The organism is Streptomyces sp. NPDC053427, assembly GCF_044544985.1.
GTDB lineage: Bacteria > Actinomycetota > Actinomycetes > Streptomycetales > Streptomycetaceae > Streptomyces.
This window is the reverse complement of the sequence record NZ_JBITYA010000008.1, coordinates 428,186-442,863: the sequence shown is the minus strand read 5'-3', so window position 1 is coordinate 442,863 and position 14,678 is coordinate 428,186. Positions and strand designations below refer to the sequence as shown.

Below are 14,678 nucleotides of genomic sequence, written 5' to 3'. Positions count from 1 at the left end.
GCCCCCCCCCCCCCAACGGCGGGCCCCCCCCCCCCCCCCGCGCGCCCCCCCCCCCCCGCCCCCCCCCCCCCCCGCGCCGGGGGGGGGGGGGGGGGGGGCCCCCCCCCCCCCGCCGGTCCCTGTCCGTACCGCTCAGGCGGAGTGTTTCTTGCCGCGGAGGGAGGCCCAGAGCCGGTCGCCCACGGCGACGATGATGACCGCGCCGATCAGCTGCAGCAGGTGACGGGTCCAGTCGATGCCCTTGGTCTCGTTGACGCCGAGGCCGGTGGCCGCCCAGTTGCCCAGAACGCTGCCCAGCATGCCGAAGATCACGGTCAGCCAGAGGGGGATCTGCTGCTTGCCCGGGATGATGGCCTTCGCGATCAGGCCCAGGATCAGGCCCAGGATGATGGCCCACAACCAACTCATGTCGCCTCCTCATGCGGCGTGGGGCAGGCCGCCGCGCAGGTAACCGTGCCCCGCCAGTGTCGCTCCGCATCACCTACGCCGCACGCCGGAGGCGCGGCTACGCCAGGTGTGCTGCCGATCCCCGGCATCCGTGAGCGGACCCGGTCTCGAATGCGGCCCAGTCGCGGCGTACCGTGGAATCCGACCGGAAAGCGGGGAGAATCCGGCACAACCGAGCAGGTGGTGGAACGTGATGCGGAAGCAGAGCAGTGCCCAGACCTTCCGGATCACGGGGGCGCGGCAAGGGCTGTCCGAGGACGTGAAAGGGCGGCAGCGCCGCTATGTGATCTCGATGGGGATCCGGAGCGTGGCGGTGGTGCTCGCCACCGTGCTGTGGAACATCGAACGGCCGGTTGCCATTGCGATGCTGGTGCTGGGCATAGGGCTTCCGTACGTCGCGGTGGTCATCGCCAACGCGGGCCGGGAGAACGCCCCTTCGCTTCCCTCCGCCTTCGTCGGCCCGCCCGCCCGGCCCGCGCTGGAGCGCGGCGACGGGGCCTTCGGCGAGCGGGACCGGCCGGCGGAATCCGTTCCGGAGGCGCCGGAGGCGGACGTTCCGGGTGCGGAGCGGGAGCGGGGCTGAGCGCACGCGTCTGCAAAGCTCAAGAAAAGCTCAGATCAATCATGCGGATCCGGTGCACCGCGCACCATTCCCCGTGACATACTGCGTACGCGCTCCGCATCCCCCGTCGGAGCGACGGACCGACGCCGGGCGGCTCCCCCCGTGGCTGCCCGGCGTCGCCATGTCCGGCTCCCGGTACGGGACGTAGGGTTGAGGCCGTGAACTCCCCGAACCTCCTGAATCCCGGCTCCGATGCGGGTGCCGCCATCTGCTCCGCCAAGGGCTGCCGTGCGTCCGCGGTGTGGGTGCTGGCCTGGAACAACCCGAAGCTGCACACCCCGGACCGCCGCAAGACCTGGCTGGCGTGCGAGGAGCACCGGGAGCATCTGTCGCAGTTCCTCGGCGTGCGCGGCTTCTTGAAGGACGTGGTGACGCTGGAGGAGTGGGAGGCGTCGGCCGCCGAACGCTGAGACCGGGGTCCGGAACCGGCGGCGCTCAGCCGCCGATGGCGGACATCGGACGCTCGGGCTGCAGGAAGGACGGATCGTCCAGCCCGGAGCCCGCCTTCTTGCCCCACATCGCCAGCTTCCAGATCCGGGCGATCTCGGCGTCGGGGGCGTCCGAGCGCAGCGCGGCCCGCAGGTCCGTCTCCTCGGTGGCGAACAGACAGGTACGGATCTGGCCGTCGGCCGTCAGGCGCGTGCGGTCGCAGGCGCGGCAGAACGGGCGGGTGACGGAGGCGATGACGCCGACGCGGTGCGGGCCGCCGTCGACGATCCAGCGCTCGGCGGGTGCGGCGCCCCGCTTCTCCTCGCCCTCGGGGGTCAGCTCGAAGCGGGTGCGCAGCGAGGTGAGGATGTCACCGGCGGTGATCATGCCGTCGCGCTTCCAGCCGTGCTGGGCGTCCAGCGGCATCTGCTCGATGAAGCGGAGTTCGTAGGCGTTCTCGATGGCCCAGGCGAGCAGGTCGGGGGCCTCGTCGTCGTTGAGGCCGGGCATCAGGACGGTGTTGACCTTGACCGGGGTGAGGCCGGCGGCGCGGGCCGCATCCAGGCCGCGCAGGACGTCGTCGTGCCGCTTGCGGCGGGTCAGGGTCTGAAAGACGTCGGGCCGCAGGGTGTCGAGGGAGACGTTGACGCGGTCGAGGCCGGCGTCGCGCAGTGCGGTGGCGGTGCGCTGGAGGCCGATGCCGTTGGTGGTCAGGGACATCTGGGGGCGCGGGGTGAGCTGTGCGACGCGCTCGACGATGCCGACCAGGCCGGGGCGGAGCAGCGGCTCACCGCCGGTGAAGCGGACCTCTTCGATGCCGAGGTCGGTGACGGCTATCCGGATCAGGCGGACGATCTCGTCGTCGGTGAGCAGATCCGGCTTGGCGAGCCATTGCAGTCCCTCTTCGGGCATGCAGTACGTGCACCGCAGATTGCAGCGGTCGGTCAGCGAAACGCGCAGGTCGGTGGCCACGCGGCCGTAAGTGTCGATGAGCACAGGGCCCCCTCCCCGACGGTGGTTGATCGGTTGCCTTCGGCGGTGGATCAGTACGCCTTCGAGCCTACGCGATGGGTGCGTCGCTGAGCAGGGCTGAGAAGCACGAGGTGGGCGGGGTGGCGTCGTAGATCTCTACGATGCCACCCCGCCCACTCCCTGTACGGACGACTCAGGGGCCGCCGGGGCGGCTAGTGCGCGCCGGTTCCGGTCAGCGAGCGGACCTCCAGTTCGGCGTACTTCTTGATGTCCGGCTCCTCCTTGGAGAGCAGGGAGCCGAGCCAGCCGAGCAGGAAGCCCAGCGGGATGGAGATCAGGCCGGGGTTCTCCAGCGGGAAGAAGTCGAAGTCGGCGCCGGGGAACATCGAGGTCTCCTTGCCGGAGACGACCGGGGAGAAGAGGACCAGCAGGACGGAGGAGGCGAGGCCGCCGTAGATGGACCACAGGGCGCCCTGGGTGGTGAAGCGCTTCCAGAACAGGCTGTAGAGGAGGGTCGGGAGGTTGGCGGAGGCGGCGACCGCGAAGGCGAGCGCGACCAGGCCGGCGACGTTCAGGCCGCGGGCGAAGACGCCGAGCACGATGGCGACGGCGCCGATGCCGACGGTCGCCCAGCGGGCCGCGCCGACCTCTTCCTTCTCGGTGGCCTCGCCCTTGCGCAGGACGTTGACGTAGATGTCGTGGGCGAAGGACGAGGACGAGGCGAGGGTGAGGCCGGCGACCACCGCGAGGATGGTCGCGAAGGCGACGGCGGAGATGACGGCGAGCAGCACCGCGCCGCCGGTGGATCCGGCGCCGCCGCCGATGACCTCGGCGAGCTGCGGGGCCGCGGTGTTGCCCGCCTTGTTGGCGGCGGTGATGTCCTCCGGCTTGATCAGGGCCGCGGCGCCGAAGCCGAGCGCGATGGTCATCAGGTAGAAGACGCCGATGATGCCGATCGCCCAGTTCACCGACGTCCGGGCGGCCTTGGCGGTGGGGACGGTGTAGAAGCGGATGAGGATGTGCGGCAGTCCCGCGGTGCCCAGGACGAGGGCGATGCCCAGCGAGATGAAGTCGATCTTCGAGGTGGCGGTGGCGCCGTACTTGAGGCCGGGCTCCAGGAACGCCGAGCCCTTCCCGCTGTTCTCCGCGGCGGCGCCGAGCAGCGAGGAGATGTTGAAGTCGAACTTGAGCGCCACCAGGAAGGTGATCAGCAGGGTGCCGGCGATCAGCAGCACCGCCTTGACCATCTGGACCCAGGTGGTGCCCTTCATGCCGCCGATGGTGACGTAGAGGATCATCACGATGCCGACGAGGACGACGACCAGGATCTTGCCCGCCTCGCTGGTGATGCCGAGGAGCAGGGTGACCAGGGCGCCCGCGCCCGCCATCTGGGCGAGCAGGTAGAAGATCGACACGACGATGGTGGAGGTGCCCGCCGCGGTGCGGACCGGGCGCTGGCGCATCCGGTAGGCGAGGACGTCGCCCATGGTGAACCGGCCCGAGTTGCGCAGCGGTTCGGCGACCAGGAGGAGGGCGACGAGCCAGGCGACGAGGAAGCCGATGGAGTAGAGGAAGCCGTCGTAGCCGAAGAGGGCGATGGCGCCGGCGATGCCGAGGAAGGACGCGGCGGACATGTAGTCGCCGGAGATGGCCAGGCCGTTCTGGAAGCCGCTGAACTGGCGGCCGCCGGCGTAGAAGTCCTCCGCGCCCTTGGTCTGCCGGCCGGCCCAGACGGTGATGCCGAGGGTGGCGGCGACGAAGACCGCGAAGAGGGTGATGATCAGGGCGCGGTGCTCGCCCGCGCCGCCCGCCGCGAGGTGCTGGGTGAGGTTCATGCGTCGACCTCCTTGTGAAGGGTGACGCCCTCCAGGCGGGACTTGATGGCCTCGGCCTTGGGGTCGAGCTTGGCCGCGGCGTGCCGGGAGTACCACCAGGCGATCAGGAACGTCGTGGCGAACTGGGCGATGCCGAGGACGAAGGCGACGTTGAGGTGCCCGACGACCTTGGTGGCCATGAAGCCGCCGGCGTAGCTCGACAGCAGCACGTACACCAGGTACCAGAGGATGAACGCGGCGGTGAGCGGGAAGGCGAAGGAGCGGTGGGAGCGGCGCAGTGCGGCGAATTCCGCGCCCGACTGCACCTCGCGGTAGTCGGGTGGTTCGTGCTTCCCCGGGTCGATGGTCGGTGCGGCGCTCACGGAATCTCCTGTCGTACGGGGGCTGAAGTGGAGGAAGTGCCTGCCACTGACTCCGACGATATGGCCCAGATAAGTGACGTGGATCACGCATCGTAGAGCTGTGGCATGCGATGCGACAGGGGGCAGTTGGTTGAAATCGCGAGGAAAAATCGCGGGAATGCCACGCCCGGCCGCCACCGCGGTGCGGGCGCTTCGTTGAGCCGGATGTGACTCCGCCGCCCGCGCAGGCCCCGCAGCCCTCCGGTCCCCGTCGGCATCCCTACGGCAGCGTCCGGCTGGCCGCCCCGCTCGCCGCCGCCCCGGTGGTCCGGCGGCGGTCCCCGGCGCAGCCGCGCCGCTGGTACGGCCCGCGGGTGGCGCTGCCCCCGCTGAGCATCGGCACCCTGCGGCGCGGCATCCGGCGCTCCGCCGCACCGGGCCCCGATATGACCTGACGCGATGTCAATTCGACGTCCCTGACGGGTTTTTTCCCGGTTCCATTGTCGAGCACCGGTGATCGCCGATAGCTTCACGTCTCACTGCATCCGCCCGTGCGCAATCCCTCGTACGGGCGGTCTCACGGATGATGTGGAGTACCCATGGCTCATCCCCGTTCCAGACGTCTGCGGGCCCTGGCCCTGCCGCTCGGACTGGCCCTGACGGCGTCCCTCGGCTTCCTCCCGAATGCGGCCACCGCCGCATCCCAGGACTCCGCCCCCGCCGCCGCGGTCCCGGCGAGCGGCCCGCTGCTCTCGTACGTCGTGAACACCACGCCGGACCACGCGACGGTCGGCAAGGTGAAGAAGGCGATAGCCAAGGCCGGCGGGAAGGTGATCGTCGCCCATGAGCGGATAGGCGTGATCGTCGTCCACTCGGCCGATCCGCAGTTCGCCGCCTCCATACGCACGGTGCCTGGCGTGCAGTCGGCGGGCGCGAGCCGTACCGCCCCGCTCAAGGCGTCCGGCACCACCGACGTCGGCAAGCCGCAGAAGGTCGACCTGCCGAAGTCCCAGCTCAAGGCGGCGGCCGCGGCAGCCGCGGCGAACGGCAAGGAGCCGCTCGAACCGCTCCAGTGGGATCTGCCCGCCATCAAGGCCGACAAGGCCGCGAAGGTGAACCCCGGCAGCAGGAACGTCACCGTCGGCATCATCGACACCGGTGTGGACGACACCCACCCGGACCTGAAGGCCAACTTCTCCGCGAAGCAGTCCGCCAACTGCGTGGGCGGCGTGGCCGATACGTCCAAGGGGTCCTGGCGGCCCTGGGACCCGGACGAGGACTACCACGGCACGCATGTCGCGGGCACGATCGCCGCGGCCCGTAACGGCGTGGGCGTGGCGGGCGTCGCCCCGGGCGTGAAGATCTCCGCCATCAAGGTCAGCGAGCCCAAGACGGCCCTCTTCTACGCAGAGAGCGTGGTGTGTGCCTTCGTCTTCGCGGCCGACCACGGCGTCGAGGTCACCAACAACAGCTATTACGTCGACCCGTGGATGTTCAACTGCAAGGATGACGCCGATCAGGCCGCGATCATTGACGCGGTCGGGCGGGCCGCGCGGTACGCCCAGGGCAAGGGCGTGCTCAATGTCGCCGCAGCCGGCAACTCCGGCCTGGACCTGGCGGCCGAGAAGCTCACCGACACCGGGAGTCCGAACGACTCGACCCCCGTCGAGCGCACCATCAGCCCCAAGACCTGCTGGGACGTACCCACCCAGCTGCCGGGCACGGTGACCGTCTCCGCGACCGGGGTGCAGCGCGCCAAGTCATACTACTCCAACTTCGGCCTGGGCCAGATCGATGTGGCGGCCCCGGGCGGCGACTCGAAGCAGGTGCCCGAGCTGCCCGCCAAGAACGGCAACATCCTCTCCACCATGCCGGGCGGCGACTGGGCCTATCTGGCGGGTACGTCCATGGCGACCCCGCATGTCGCGGGCGTGGCGGCGCTGCTGAAGAGCACCCACCCCAAGTCCAGCCCGCAGGAGATCCAGTGGCTGCTCAAGCAGCAGGCGGACAACCCCGGCTGCCCCTCGGGTGACGCCACCTGCACCGGCACCAAGCACCTCAACAGCCACTACGGCTACGGCATCGTCAACGCGCTGAAGGCAGTGAAGAGCTAGGCGCTCACCGTCTCGGGGGGCCGGGTGGTGCGCCGCCCGGCCCCTTGCGGATCTCCGGCGCCCGCGGCCGCCCGCAGCGCCCCCTCGGCCAGCGCGATCTGCGCCGCCGTATAGGTGAGCATGATCCAGAACTGCGCGACGGGCAGCTGCGGCCAGTGGGCGACACCGCTCGCGATCAGGGTGTCGGAGGCCAGGAAGAGCAGCCCGCCGGCCGCCGCCCAGGCACCCGCCCGCAGGGCGCCGAAGGCCATCGCGGTCAGCAGCAGGCTGTAGCCGGCGACCGGGATGCGCAGGTCGGCCGGGAGGTCGGGCCACAGGAGCGCGACGGTGGCGGCCAGGACCGCGGCGTAGGCGCCGCCGAAGGACGCCGTACGGGCCCGTCCGCCCACCGGCGTCCCGTGCCGGGCGTAGAGCACCAGGTAGCAGACGTGCCCGGCGGCGAAGGACGCCATCCCCACCAGGAAGACGGTGTCGCCGCCGAGCTGGAGGAAGGTGTCGCCGCCGCAGCCGAACAGCAGCGCCCCGGCCAGCAGCGGGGGGCCGCCGCGGGCCAGCACGGCCGCGGCGAGCACCGGCATCAGGGCGGGCTTGGTGAGGTGTTCGAGGGTGGTGGCGCCCGCCAGCAGCGCCCCGAGGTGGACGGCGGCGAGCACGGCGAAGGCGGCCAGCAGCGGCCGTACGGCCCTCGGCCGGCGAGCCGTCATGCGACGGTCTCCTCGGCGGCGGCGGGCGGCTGCACACGGGCCTGCCCGGTCCGCTCGGCCGGCCGCCATCCGGGCCCCCGGAAGATGCGCCCGGCGCGCTCGCGCCAGCTGTCGGCCGCCCGTACATCGCGGGCGATGGCGGCGTACTCATGGGTGGCCACACGCAGCGGGTTGAAGGTGTCGATGTTCTTGGTGAGGCCGTAGACGGGCCGCTCGGTCTCCGGGACGAACGAGCCGAACATCCGGTCCCAGACGATCAGGATCCCGCCGAAGTTACGGTCCAGATAGCCGCCCTGGGAGGCGTGGTGGACCCGGTGGTGCGAGGGGGTGTTGAGCACGAACTCGAAGGGCCTGGGCAGCTTGCCGACCCGCTCGGTGTGCACCCAGAACTGGTAGACGAGGTTGGCGCCGGAGGTGAAGGCGATGACGGCCGGGTGCACGCCGAGGGCGACCATCGGGACGTAGAACGGCCAGACCGTCCAGGTCGTCCAGGGCTGGCGCAGTGCGGTGGTGAGGTTGAACTTCCTGCTGGAGTGGTGCACCACGTGGCAGGCCCACAGGACGCGGATGACGTGGTGCCCGCGGTGCGACCAGTAGTAGAAGAAGTCCTGGGCGAGCAGCATCAGCAGCAGCGTCCACCAGAGCACGGGCACGCGCAGCGGGGTGAGTTCGTAGACCGCGGCGTAGATCGCCACGATGGGTATCTTCCACAGCGCGTCGAAGACGAGACTGCCCAGCCCCATGCCGACGCTGGTGGCCACGTCCTTGACTTCATAGCCCTCCGCATCCTCGTCGGGATGCAGGCGATAGCTCACCATCTCCACGACGGCGAGCAGGACGAAGGCCGGTACGGACCACAACACGACATCGGGCAGGTGCGGCATGCCCGCACCATAAATGCGGTGACGGGGGTGCCGCTAGGGGTTGTTACTCAGAAGTATGTGAGACCTGGTGTCAGCTACGGGGCGGAAACGTACCGTCGGTAGGGTTTTCGCCCCCCTTCCCGCCCGGCATCAGCACGGCTACGACGACGGAAGCGAGGCCCGATGACCACCACGCCCACCATCGCCCTGCTCGGCGGCGGTTTCTCCGACGATCCCGACACCCTGCTGGACGACTTCGTGCTGGACGCCGCCGGGCGGGCCCGGCCGAGGATCTGCTTTCTGCCCACCGCGAGCGGCGATGCGCCCGGCTACACCGAGAAGTTCCATGCGGCCTTCGGCGCACGGGACTGCGAGCCGAGCCATCTGGAGCTGTTCCGGCGCACCGTGACCGATCTCCGCGCCTTCGTCCTCGCCCAGGACATCGTCTACGTCGGCGGCGGCAACACCGCCAACATGCTTGCCGTCTGGCGGCTGCACGGCCTGGACACCGTGCTGCGTGAGGCGTACGAGGCGGGGGTGGTGCTGTGCGGCATCAGCGCCGGGGCGTGCTGCTGGTTCGAGAGCGCATTCTCCGACTCCTTCGGCCCGCCGGCGCCGCTCGCCGACGGGCTGGGGCTGCTGCCGGGCAGCCTCTGCCCGCACTACGACAGCGAGCCGGAGCGCCGGCCCGGCTATCCGGCGGCCGTCGGCGGCGGGGAGCTGCCGGGCGGCTGGGCGGTCGACGACGGCGCCGCGGGGCTGTTCGCCGACGGGCGCCTGGTGGAGGTCGTCACCCGCAAGCCGGGCGCCACCCTGCGCCGGGTGGGCGTCGGCGCGGACGGTTCGGTGGCGGAGGCGGCGCAGGCGGCGCGGGTGCTGGACGGTCGGCCGGCACGGCGCGGGTGACGGTCCGCGTCCGTGCCGGCACTCCGGCCGGGTCTCACCACACCCGTACGGAACCGCCCCGCGCGAACGCCGGGCTCGTCGCGTCCGGCGGAATCTTCTCCAGGGGCTCGGCGATCTCCGCGACCGTCGGGCCGACGCGGGCCGCTATCGGGGCGAGGCGGGTGAGGTCGAAGCCGTAGACGCGGGCGGCGTTGCCGCCGAGCATGGCGGCGATCTCGTCGGCGGGCAGGCCCGCGTAGGCCAGGCGGAGGGCCTCGCGGGAGTAGGGCGGGGTTCCTTCGTCGTGGGGGTAGTCGCTGCCCCACATGATCTTGTCGAGGCCGATGCGGTGGCGGAGCGGGACCTCGTGCGGGCGCATGAAGCTGGCGCCCACGTAGCAGTTGTCGCGCCAGACGGCGGCCGGGCTGGCGCCCATGGTGGCGGCGAGGCCGGCGCCGAACCTGGCCTCGGCGGTGACGGCCCGGGTCGAGGCGGCCACCAGGCGGTCGTGGTAGTAGTCCAGCATGTCCAGGATGCCCGGAATCCAGCCGGAGCCCTGTTCGGTCAGGACGAGTTCGAGGGTGGGGTGGCGGCGGAAGGCGCCGCCGAAGATGAGGTGCCACAGGGCGCGGTGCGAGAACCAGGTCGTCTCGACCATGAAGACGGCGCGGGCAGCGGGTTCGTCACCGAGGGGCGGGGAGGCCGAGCCGCCGTGGTGGTTGACCGGGACGCCCAGGTCGGCGCAGGCCGCCCAGAGGGGGTCGTAGACCTCGGAGTGGAGTTCGGGCAGGCCCGAACCGGGCGGGGTGCCGGGGAGGAGGATGCCGCCGGTCAGGCCCGCTTCCTTGGTGCGGTGGACCTCCCGTACGGCCTCGTCGACGTCGTTGAGGAGGATCTGGGCGACGCCCGCCCGGCGGCCGGGGGCCTGCGCACAGAAGTCGGCGAGCCAGCTGTTGTGGGCGCGCAGGCCCGCCCAGCGGTGGGTGAACTCCTCGCGGGTGGCGGCCGGGGCCATCAGGGACGCGCTCGGGAAGAAGGGCGGGATGGTGTTGGGGAAGACGACCTCGGCGACGATGCCGTCGGCCTCCTGCTCGGCCAGCCGCCGGTCGGAGTTCCAGTTGCGGTCGGCGGTGTCGGCGAGCAGGTCCTCGTGCGGGTTGACGTAGGTGGCCGCCCAGGCGTCGAAGGCCTCGTGGTACCGGGACTCCAGGTACGGCCGGTAGTCGAGGAGGTCGGCGCCGGCATGGCAGTCGGCGGAGATGACCGTGTAGCGGTCGGACGCGGGGTCGTGCACGCGGTCGTTCACGGGGTCACTCCCAGGGTCGGGAAGTCGTGGTCGGTGAGCCAGTGGCGGCCCGTCTCGCGGGAGCGGGCCCAGGAGTTCTCGACGGCCGACTGGTCGGCCGGCTGGCCGAGTTCGGCGGGGGTGGGGCCGATGCGGCGGGCCAGCGGGGCCAGCGCGGCGGTGTCGAAGCCGAAGACCTCGGCGGCGGACAGGCCCAGCATGCGGCGGGTCTCGGCGACCGGGATGTCGTGAAAGGTCTTCTTCAGCCAGGCGCGGGTGTCGGGCCAGGTGCCCTCGGGGTGCGGGAAGTCGCTGCCCCACAGGATGTTGCCGACGCCGATCTCGTAGCGCTGGGCCAGTTCGCGGCGCTTGGTGTTGGTGGCGCAGACGAAGACCTGGCGGTCCAGGTATTCATGCGGGGGGCGTTTGAGGGCGGCGAACGGCGAGAGCTTCTTGCCACCATGGGCGCCCAGGTAGAGGCGGTCCATGAACCACAGGAGGTTGGGCAGCCACCAGCAGCCGGATTCGGCGACGCCGAACTTCAGGCCGGGGTGGCGCTCGAAGACGCCGGACCACAGCAGGAACCACAGGGGGCGGGCCGGCCACCAGGTGACCTCGGAGACGTAGATGCCGAGGTGGTCGCCGTACTCGTGGCGGGGTGCGGCCCCGGAGTGGGTGAGAACCGGCATCGCGCATGCGGCGGCCGCGGCCCAGACCGGGTCGTAACGGCGGTCGTGGTACGGCGCGTTGTCGACCCACATGGACGGGATCATCAGCGCCCCCAGGCCGGACTCCTTGGCGCGGTGGATCTCGGCGACGACCTTCTCGGGGGCGGCCGTGATGGGCAGCAGGGCGACGCCGCAGTGCCGTTCGGGGTGCTGGGAGACGAAGTCGGCGAGCCAGCGGTTGTGCGCCTGGGCGCCCGCCATGCCGAGGTCGGGGTCGTGGTCGCCGGAGAGGCCCAGGCCCACCCCGAAGGGGGCGGCGGTACCGCTGTCGACGGCGTCCGCGTCCGGGAAGACGACCTCCGCCGCCACGCCGTCGCCGTCGAGTTCCTTCAGGCGCTGCGCGGCGTCCCAGCCGCCGCGCAGTCCTTCGGCGTTGTCGGCGAACCACTTGGCGGCGAAGGCGTCGTTACGGACGCCGAGGCGGGTGGCCTCGGCGCGACGGGCGCCGCGCTCGCCGAGGAAGTCGTCGAAGGCACGGTGGAAGCGGGCATCGAGGTAGGGCCGGTACTCCTCGGTGGGCAGCCCGGCGTGGCAGTCGGAGGAGATGATCAGGTACGGGGCCTCCTGGCCCCGGTCGGCGCGTTCCGTCATGGACGGCTCCTAGTCCAGGATGAAGCTCTCGAGATACGAGGGGGCGGCGCGGTCGAGCATCGACCGCGACCTGGCGCGGATCTGGGCGTCGGTGTGTGCGCTGGGCGGCAGCATCCAGAAGCGGCCGGCCCGGATGCCGTCCACGACCTGCTCGGCGACGTCCTCGACCGGGGTGAAGGCGATCTCCTGCCCGGCCTCCTTCATCGCCGCCTCCCACTGGGCCAGGCTGCGGTACGGCGTGCGGCGCGGGCGGGACTTGGCGTACCGCTCGGGCCGGTTGCGGTGCGACTCCCACAGGCCGGTGCGGAGCATGTGCGGACCGGGGAAGAGCACCGAGGCGCCGATGGGGGCGCCCGCCGCCCTGAGGTGGGCGTAGAGCGATTCGGTCAGGGTCACCACGGCCGCCTTGGTGACGGCGTAGACGGAGGCGGTGGGCAGCGGCGCGATGCCGCCGTCCGTCGAGGAGGTGTTGACGACATGGCCGTCCTCGCCCGCCGCCAGCATCCGCGGCAGGAAGCACTGCACGCCGTGGAAGACGCCCCAGACGTTGACCTCGAACGCCCATTTCCAGTCGTTGGGCTCGTGCTCCCACATCCGGCCCTCGGCGCCGGAGCCCACGCCCGCGTTGTTGCACAGCAGATGGACCACGCCGAAGGTGTCGTACGCGGCGTCGGCGAGAGCGGCGACCTCCTCGCGTACGCCGACGTCCACGGTGCGCGCCAGCACCTCGGCGCCGTCCGCGACCAGCTCGTCGGCGGCGGCCCGCAGCGGCGCCTCCTCCACGTCCGCGAGGACGACCCGCAGGCCCTCCGCGGCGAAGCGGCGCGCCATGGCCAGGCCGATGCCGCCGGCGGCACCCGTGACGACCGCGACCTGTCCCGCGCGCAGCCGCATCAGACGCTCCCCTCGGGCGGCCCGTCGAGGATCTGCTGCGGGTCGTCGTAGCGCTGGTGGATGTACGGGAGCAGGGCCCGGGCGCTGACCCGCTCGGCGACCCGGCCCGTCTGGTCGGTGGTCTTCTCGCCGAGGGTGAGCTCGACCAGGGTGCGCACGGGGAGGTCGGCGACGGGGTCGTACATCGATTCGCGCAGGACCACATCGCCGGTGATCCGCTCCAGCTTGCGGACCTTCTCGTTGCGTACGCAGTGCACCAGTACGGGGTCGGCGTCGAAGCCCGAACCGTCCACGGCGGGAAGGAACTTGAAGTAGAAGTCCGTCTTGCGCGTCGGCTCCGGGAGCGGGAGCGGGGCGCTGACCGCGCCGCGGACCTCGACGAAGGCGATGCCGTGCCGGGCGAGCGCGGCGCGGACGACCGGGCCGTCGCGCTCGACGGTGACCTCGCCCAGTTTCTTGGGCTCGCCGAAGACCTCGCGGCCGCCGATCAGGGCCCGCTCGTGGGTCATCGGCATGACCAGCGGGTACCAGCCCTCGACGCCCCGGTGCGCGGCCGCCACCGCGACCGAGCCCGCGCCCAGGGGGTAGCCGGGCAGGTCGACGGCGGAGATGGTGACCCGGACCAGGGGGCGGCCGGTGGGCTCCAGCGGCGGCGGCAGGACCGCCGCGACCGCGTCCGGGTCGCTCTCCCAGACGGCCACCACCCCGGTGGACCAGATGTCGGGAAGCTTTGAGCTCGCCGTGCGCGCGGCGGCGATCTCCACCTTGGTGCGCGCTCCGTAGCGTATGCGTGCCATGTCGTACCGCCCTTCGTCGTGGGTGACTTACGGGGGTCGTGCCAGGCGCCTGTAACACTGTTACACCCGGCGGAGCGAAGGGTAAAGAGCCTTGCGCACAAGGGAGTTGCGGGGGTAGGTGGAGGGCATGACACGTACCGCGCTGACCGGCGAAGAGGTTCTGACGGCGGCCGCCCGGCTGGTGCGGGCGCACGGCCCCGGGGCGCTGACCATGCGCCGGCTCGCCACGGAACTGGGCACCGCCGTCACTTCCATCTACTGGCACGTCGGCAACCGCGAGTCACTGCTGGACGCCCTGGTGGAGCGCACCGTCCGGGAGATGGGCGACATCCGCCCCGCCGGGCACACCCCGCACGCCCGTATCGTCTCGGTGGCCCGCGCGCTGCGTACCGCGCTGCGCGAACGCCCGCATCTGATCGCGATGGTGCACGAACGCGGGCTGACGGAGCGGATGTTCCTGCCCGCGCAGCAGGCCCTGGTCCACGAGGCACACGCCGCGGGGTTGCGCGGACAGCTCGCGGCCGAGGCGGTGCGGGCGGTGCAGTTCCAGGTCGTCGGCTTCGTCCTGATCGAGCGCAACCGGGAACGCTCACCGGAGCAGCACCCCAGCGAGGGCGAGCTGTGGGACTCCCCCGCCGCCGGGCACGATCCCGCGCTGGCCCGCGCGCTGGCCGGACCGGCCGACGCCGAGCGGCTGTTCCTCGTCTCGCTGGATGCGCTGGTGAAGTCGCTGCTGGCGCCGGGGGATCCGGGCCGGCCGGCCTCGGGGAACGGCCGGCCGTCGCGCTCACCGGCGTCCTAGACGGACCGCGCCTGCCGGAGACCCGGATCCGCCGGACGGCGGGCACGCCCTCGCCGGACGGCGGGCACGCCCTCACCGGCCCGCTGCGCGCCGCCCTCGGCCGTCACCTCATCGAGCGGTACGCCGATCCCGGCCGGGTCACTCTCCGGGGCCTCTCGGCAGGGCGCGCCGCCGCGGCCCGCACCGACGTGGCGGTGCTGCGCCGCGCGGCCCGCGGTTCCCCGGACACCGACCGCAAGGAACCGGACAACTCTCGCGAGCCGGACGGGTCCGACGAGGCGGCCGGGACGCCGCACCGCCTCCCTCCGGGGCCGGCTGACGGTGTCTCGGGGCTGCGCCGGACCGCCGCGGGTGGCCGGTTGCCGCCCT

The 14,678-nt window shown here is 71.8% G+C and carries 16 protein-coding genes; 6 read left to right on the top strand and 10 right to left on the bottom strand.

Annotation, left to right across the window (positions count from 1 at the left end):
* Nucleotides 1-132: 132 nt before the first annotated feature.
* Nucleotides 133-408: a GlsB/YeaQ/YmgE family stress response membrane protein gene (locus ACIGWZ_RS24435; RefSeq protein ID WP_400067976.1), complete on the bottom strand. Its 276-nt coding sequence runs from the start codon at nucleotides 406-408 to the stop codon at nucleotides 133-135.
* 232 nt (nucleotides 409-640) lie between these two features.
* Here ACIGWZ_RS24435 and ACIGWZ_RS24430 point away from each other — a divergent pair, with 232 nt between their 5' ends.
* Together ACIGWZ_RS24430 and ACIGWZ_RS24425 are read left to right on the top strand one after the other, a co-directional pair.
* Entirely contained in the window at nucleotides 641-1,030 is a 390-nt protein-coding gene (locus tag ACIGWZ_RS24430) for a DUF3099 domain-containing protein (protein ID WP_400067974.1), read from the top strand.
* Nucleotides 1,031-1,227: 197 nt separating this feature from the next.
* Nucleotides 1,228-1,479, top strand: coding sequence for a hypothetical protein (locus tag ACIGWZ_RS24425; RefSeq protein ID WP_400067972.1), 252 nt, complete (start codon nucleotides 1,228-1,230; stop codon nucleotides 1,477-1,479).
* A gap of 25 nt (nucleotides 1,480-1,504) precedes the next feature.
* Here ACIGWZ_RS24425 and moaA read toward each other — a convergent pair whose 3' ends face one another.
* The 3 genes from moaA to ACIGWZ_RS24410 form a co-directional block, all read right to left on the bottom strand.
* Entirely contained in the window at nucleotides 1,505-2,494 is a 990-nt protein-coding gene (gene moaA, locus ACIGWZ_RS24420) for a GTP 3',8-cyclase MoaA (protein WP_400067970.1), read from the bottom strand.
* A gap of 188 nt (nucleotides 2,495-2,682) precedes the next feature.
* Nucleotides 2,683-4,305, bottom strand: coding sequence for a cation acetate symporter (locus tag ACIGWZ_RS24415; RefSeq protein WP_400067968.1), 1,623 nt, complete (start codon nucleotides 4,303-4,305; stop codon nucleotides 2,683-2,685).
* On the bottom strand, nucleotides 4,302-4,667 hold the full coding sequence (locus ACIGWZ_RS24410; RefSeq protein ID WP_400067966.1) for a DUF485 domain-containing protein: 366 nt from the start codon (nucleotides 4,665-4,667) through the stop codon (nucleotides 4,302-4,304). The genes ACIGWZ_RS24415 and ACIGWZ_RS24410 overlap by 4 nt, the downstream gene beginning before the upstream one ends.
* 206 nt (nucleotides 4,668-4,873) lie before the next feature.
* Between ACIGWZ_RS24410 and ACIGWZ_RS24405 the strand changes: the two genes are divergently transcribed.
* Both ACIGWZ_RS24405 and ACIGWZ_RS24400 read left to right on the top strand, forming a co-directional pair.
* Entirely contained in the window at nucleotides 4,874-5,101 is a 228-nt protein-coding gene (locus ACIGWZ_RS24405; RefSeq protein WP_400067964.1) for a hypothetical protein, read from the top strand.
* 144 nt (nucleotides 5,102-5,245) lie between these two features.
* Complete coding sequence (locus ACIGWZ_RS24400) at nucleotides 5,246-6,760, top strand: S8 family peptidase (protein WP_400067962.1); 1,515 nt, start codon at nucleotides 5,246-5,248, stop codon at nucleotides 6,758-6,760.
* Here the strand turns inward: ACIGWZ_RS24400 and ACIGWZ_RS24395 are convergent.
* Nucleotides 6,757-7,464, bottom strand: a complete 708-nt coding sequence (locus tag ACIGWZ_RS24395) for a lysoplasmalogenase (RefSeq protein WP_400067960.1) — start codon at nucleotides 7,462-7,464, stop codon at nucleotides 6,757-6,759. The two genes, ACIGWZ_RS24400 and ACIGWZ_RS24395, sit on opposite strands and share 4 nt — an antisense overlap.
* Complete coding sequence (locus tag ACIGWZ_RS24390) at nucleotides 7,461-8,348, bottom strand: sterol desaturase family protein (protein WP_400067958.1); 888 nt, start codon at nucleotides 8,346-8,348, stop codon at nucleotides 7,461-7,463. Before ACIGWZ_RS24390 ends, ACIGWZ_RS24395 begins: the two co-directional genes overlap by 4 nt.
* A 162-nt stretch (nucleotides 8,349-8,510) precedes the next feature.
* On the opposite strand from ACIGWZ_RS24390, the gene ACIGWZ_RS24385 reads away from it, so the two are divergent.
* Entirely contained in the window at nucleotides 8,511-9,233 is a 723-nt protein-coding gene (locus tag ACIGWZ_RS24385; RefSeq protein WP_400067956.1) for a Type 1 glutamine amidotransferase-like domain-containing protein, read from the top strand.
* 34 nt (nucleotides 9,234-9,267) lie between these two features.
* On the opposite strand, the gene ACIGWZ_RS24380 is transcribed toward ACIGWZ_RS24385, so the two are convergent.
* From ACIGWZ_RS24380 to ACIGWZ_RS24365, 4 genes are read right to left on the bottom strand one after another with little or no spacing between them, the layout of a single operon-like run.
* Nucleotides 9,268-10,518: an amidohydrolase family protein gene (locus tag ACIGWZ_RS24380; protein ID WP_400067954.1), complete on the bottom strand. Its 1,251-nt coding sequence runs from the start codon at nucleotides 10,516-10,518 to the stop codon at nucleotides 9,268-9,270.
* On the bottom strand, nucleotides 10,515-11,816 hold the full coding sequence (locus tag ACIGWZ_RS24375; RefSeq protein WP_400067952.1) for an amidohydrolase family protein: 1,302 nt from the start codon (nucleotides 11,814-11,816) through the stop codon (nucleotides 10,515-10,517). Before ACIGWZ_RS24375 ends, ACIGWZ_RS24380 begins: the two co-directional genes overlap by 4 nt.
* Nucleotides 11,817-11,825: 9 nt before the next feature.
* Nucleotides 11,826-12,710, bottom strand: a complete 885-nt coding sequence (locus ACIGWZ_RS24370; RefSeq protein ID WP_400067950.1) for an SDR family NAD(P)-dependent oxidoreductase — start codon at nucleotides 12,708-12,710, stop codon at nucleotides 11,826-11,828.
* Nucleotides 12,710-13,507 carry an acetoacetate decarboxylase family protein gene (locus tag ACIGWZ_RS24365; protein WP_400067948.1) on the bottom strand — a complete coding sequence of 266 codons (798 nt, stop codon included), beginning with the start codon at nucleotides 13,505-13,507 and terminating at the stop codon, nucleotides 12,710-12,712. The genes ACIGWZ_RS24370 and ACIGWZ_RS24365 overlap by 1 nt, the downstream gene beginning before the upstream one ends.
* A gap of 127 nt (nucleotides 13,508-13,634) precedes the next feature.
* Here ACIGWZ_RS24365 and ACIGWZ_RS24360 point away from each other — a divergent pair, with 127 nt between their 5' ends.
* Complete coding sequence (locus tag ACIGWZ_RS24360) at nucleotides 13,635-14,309, top strand: TetR/AcrR family transcriptional regulator (RefSeq protein ID WP_400067946.1); 675 nt, start codon at nucleotides 13,635-13,637, stop codon at nucleotides 14,307-14,309.
* Nucleotides 14,310-14,678: the final 369 nt, after the last annotated feature.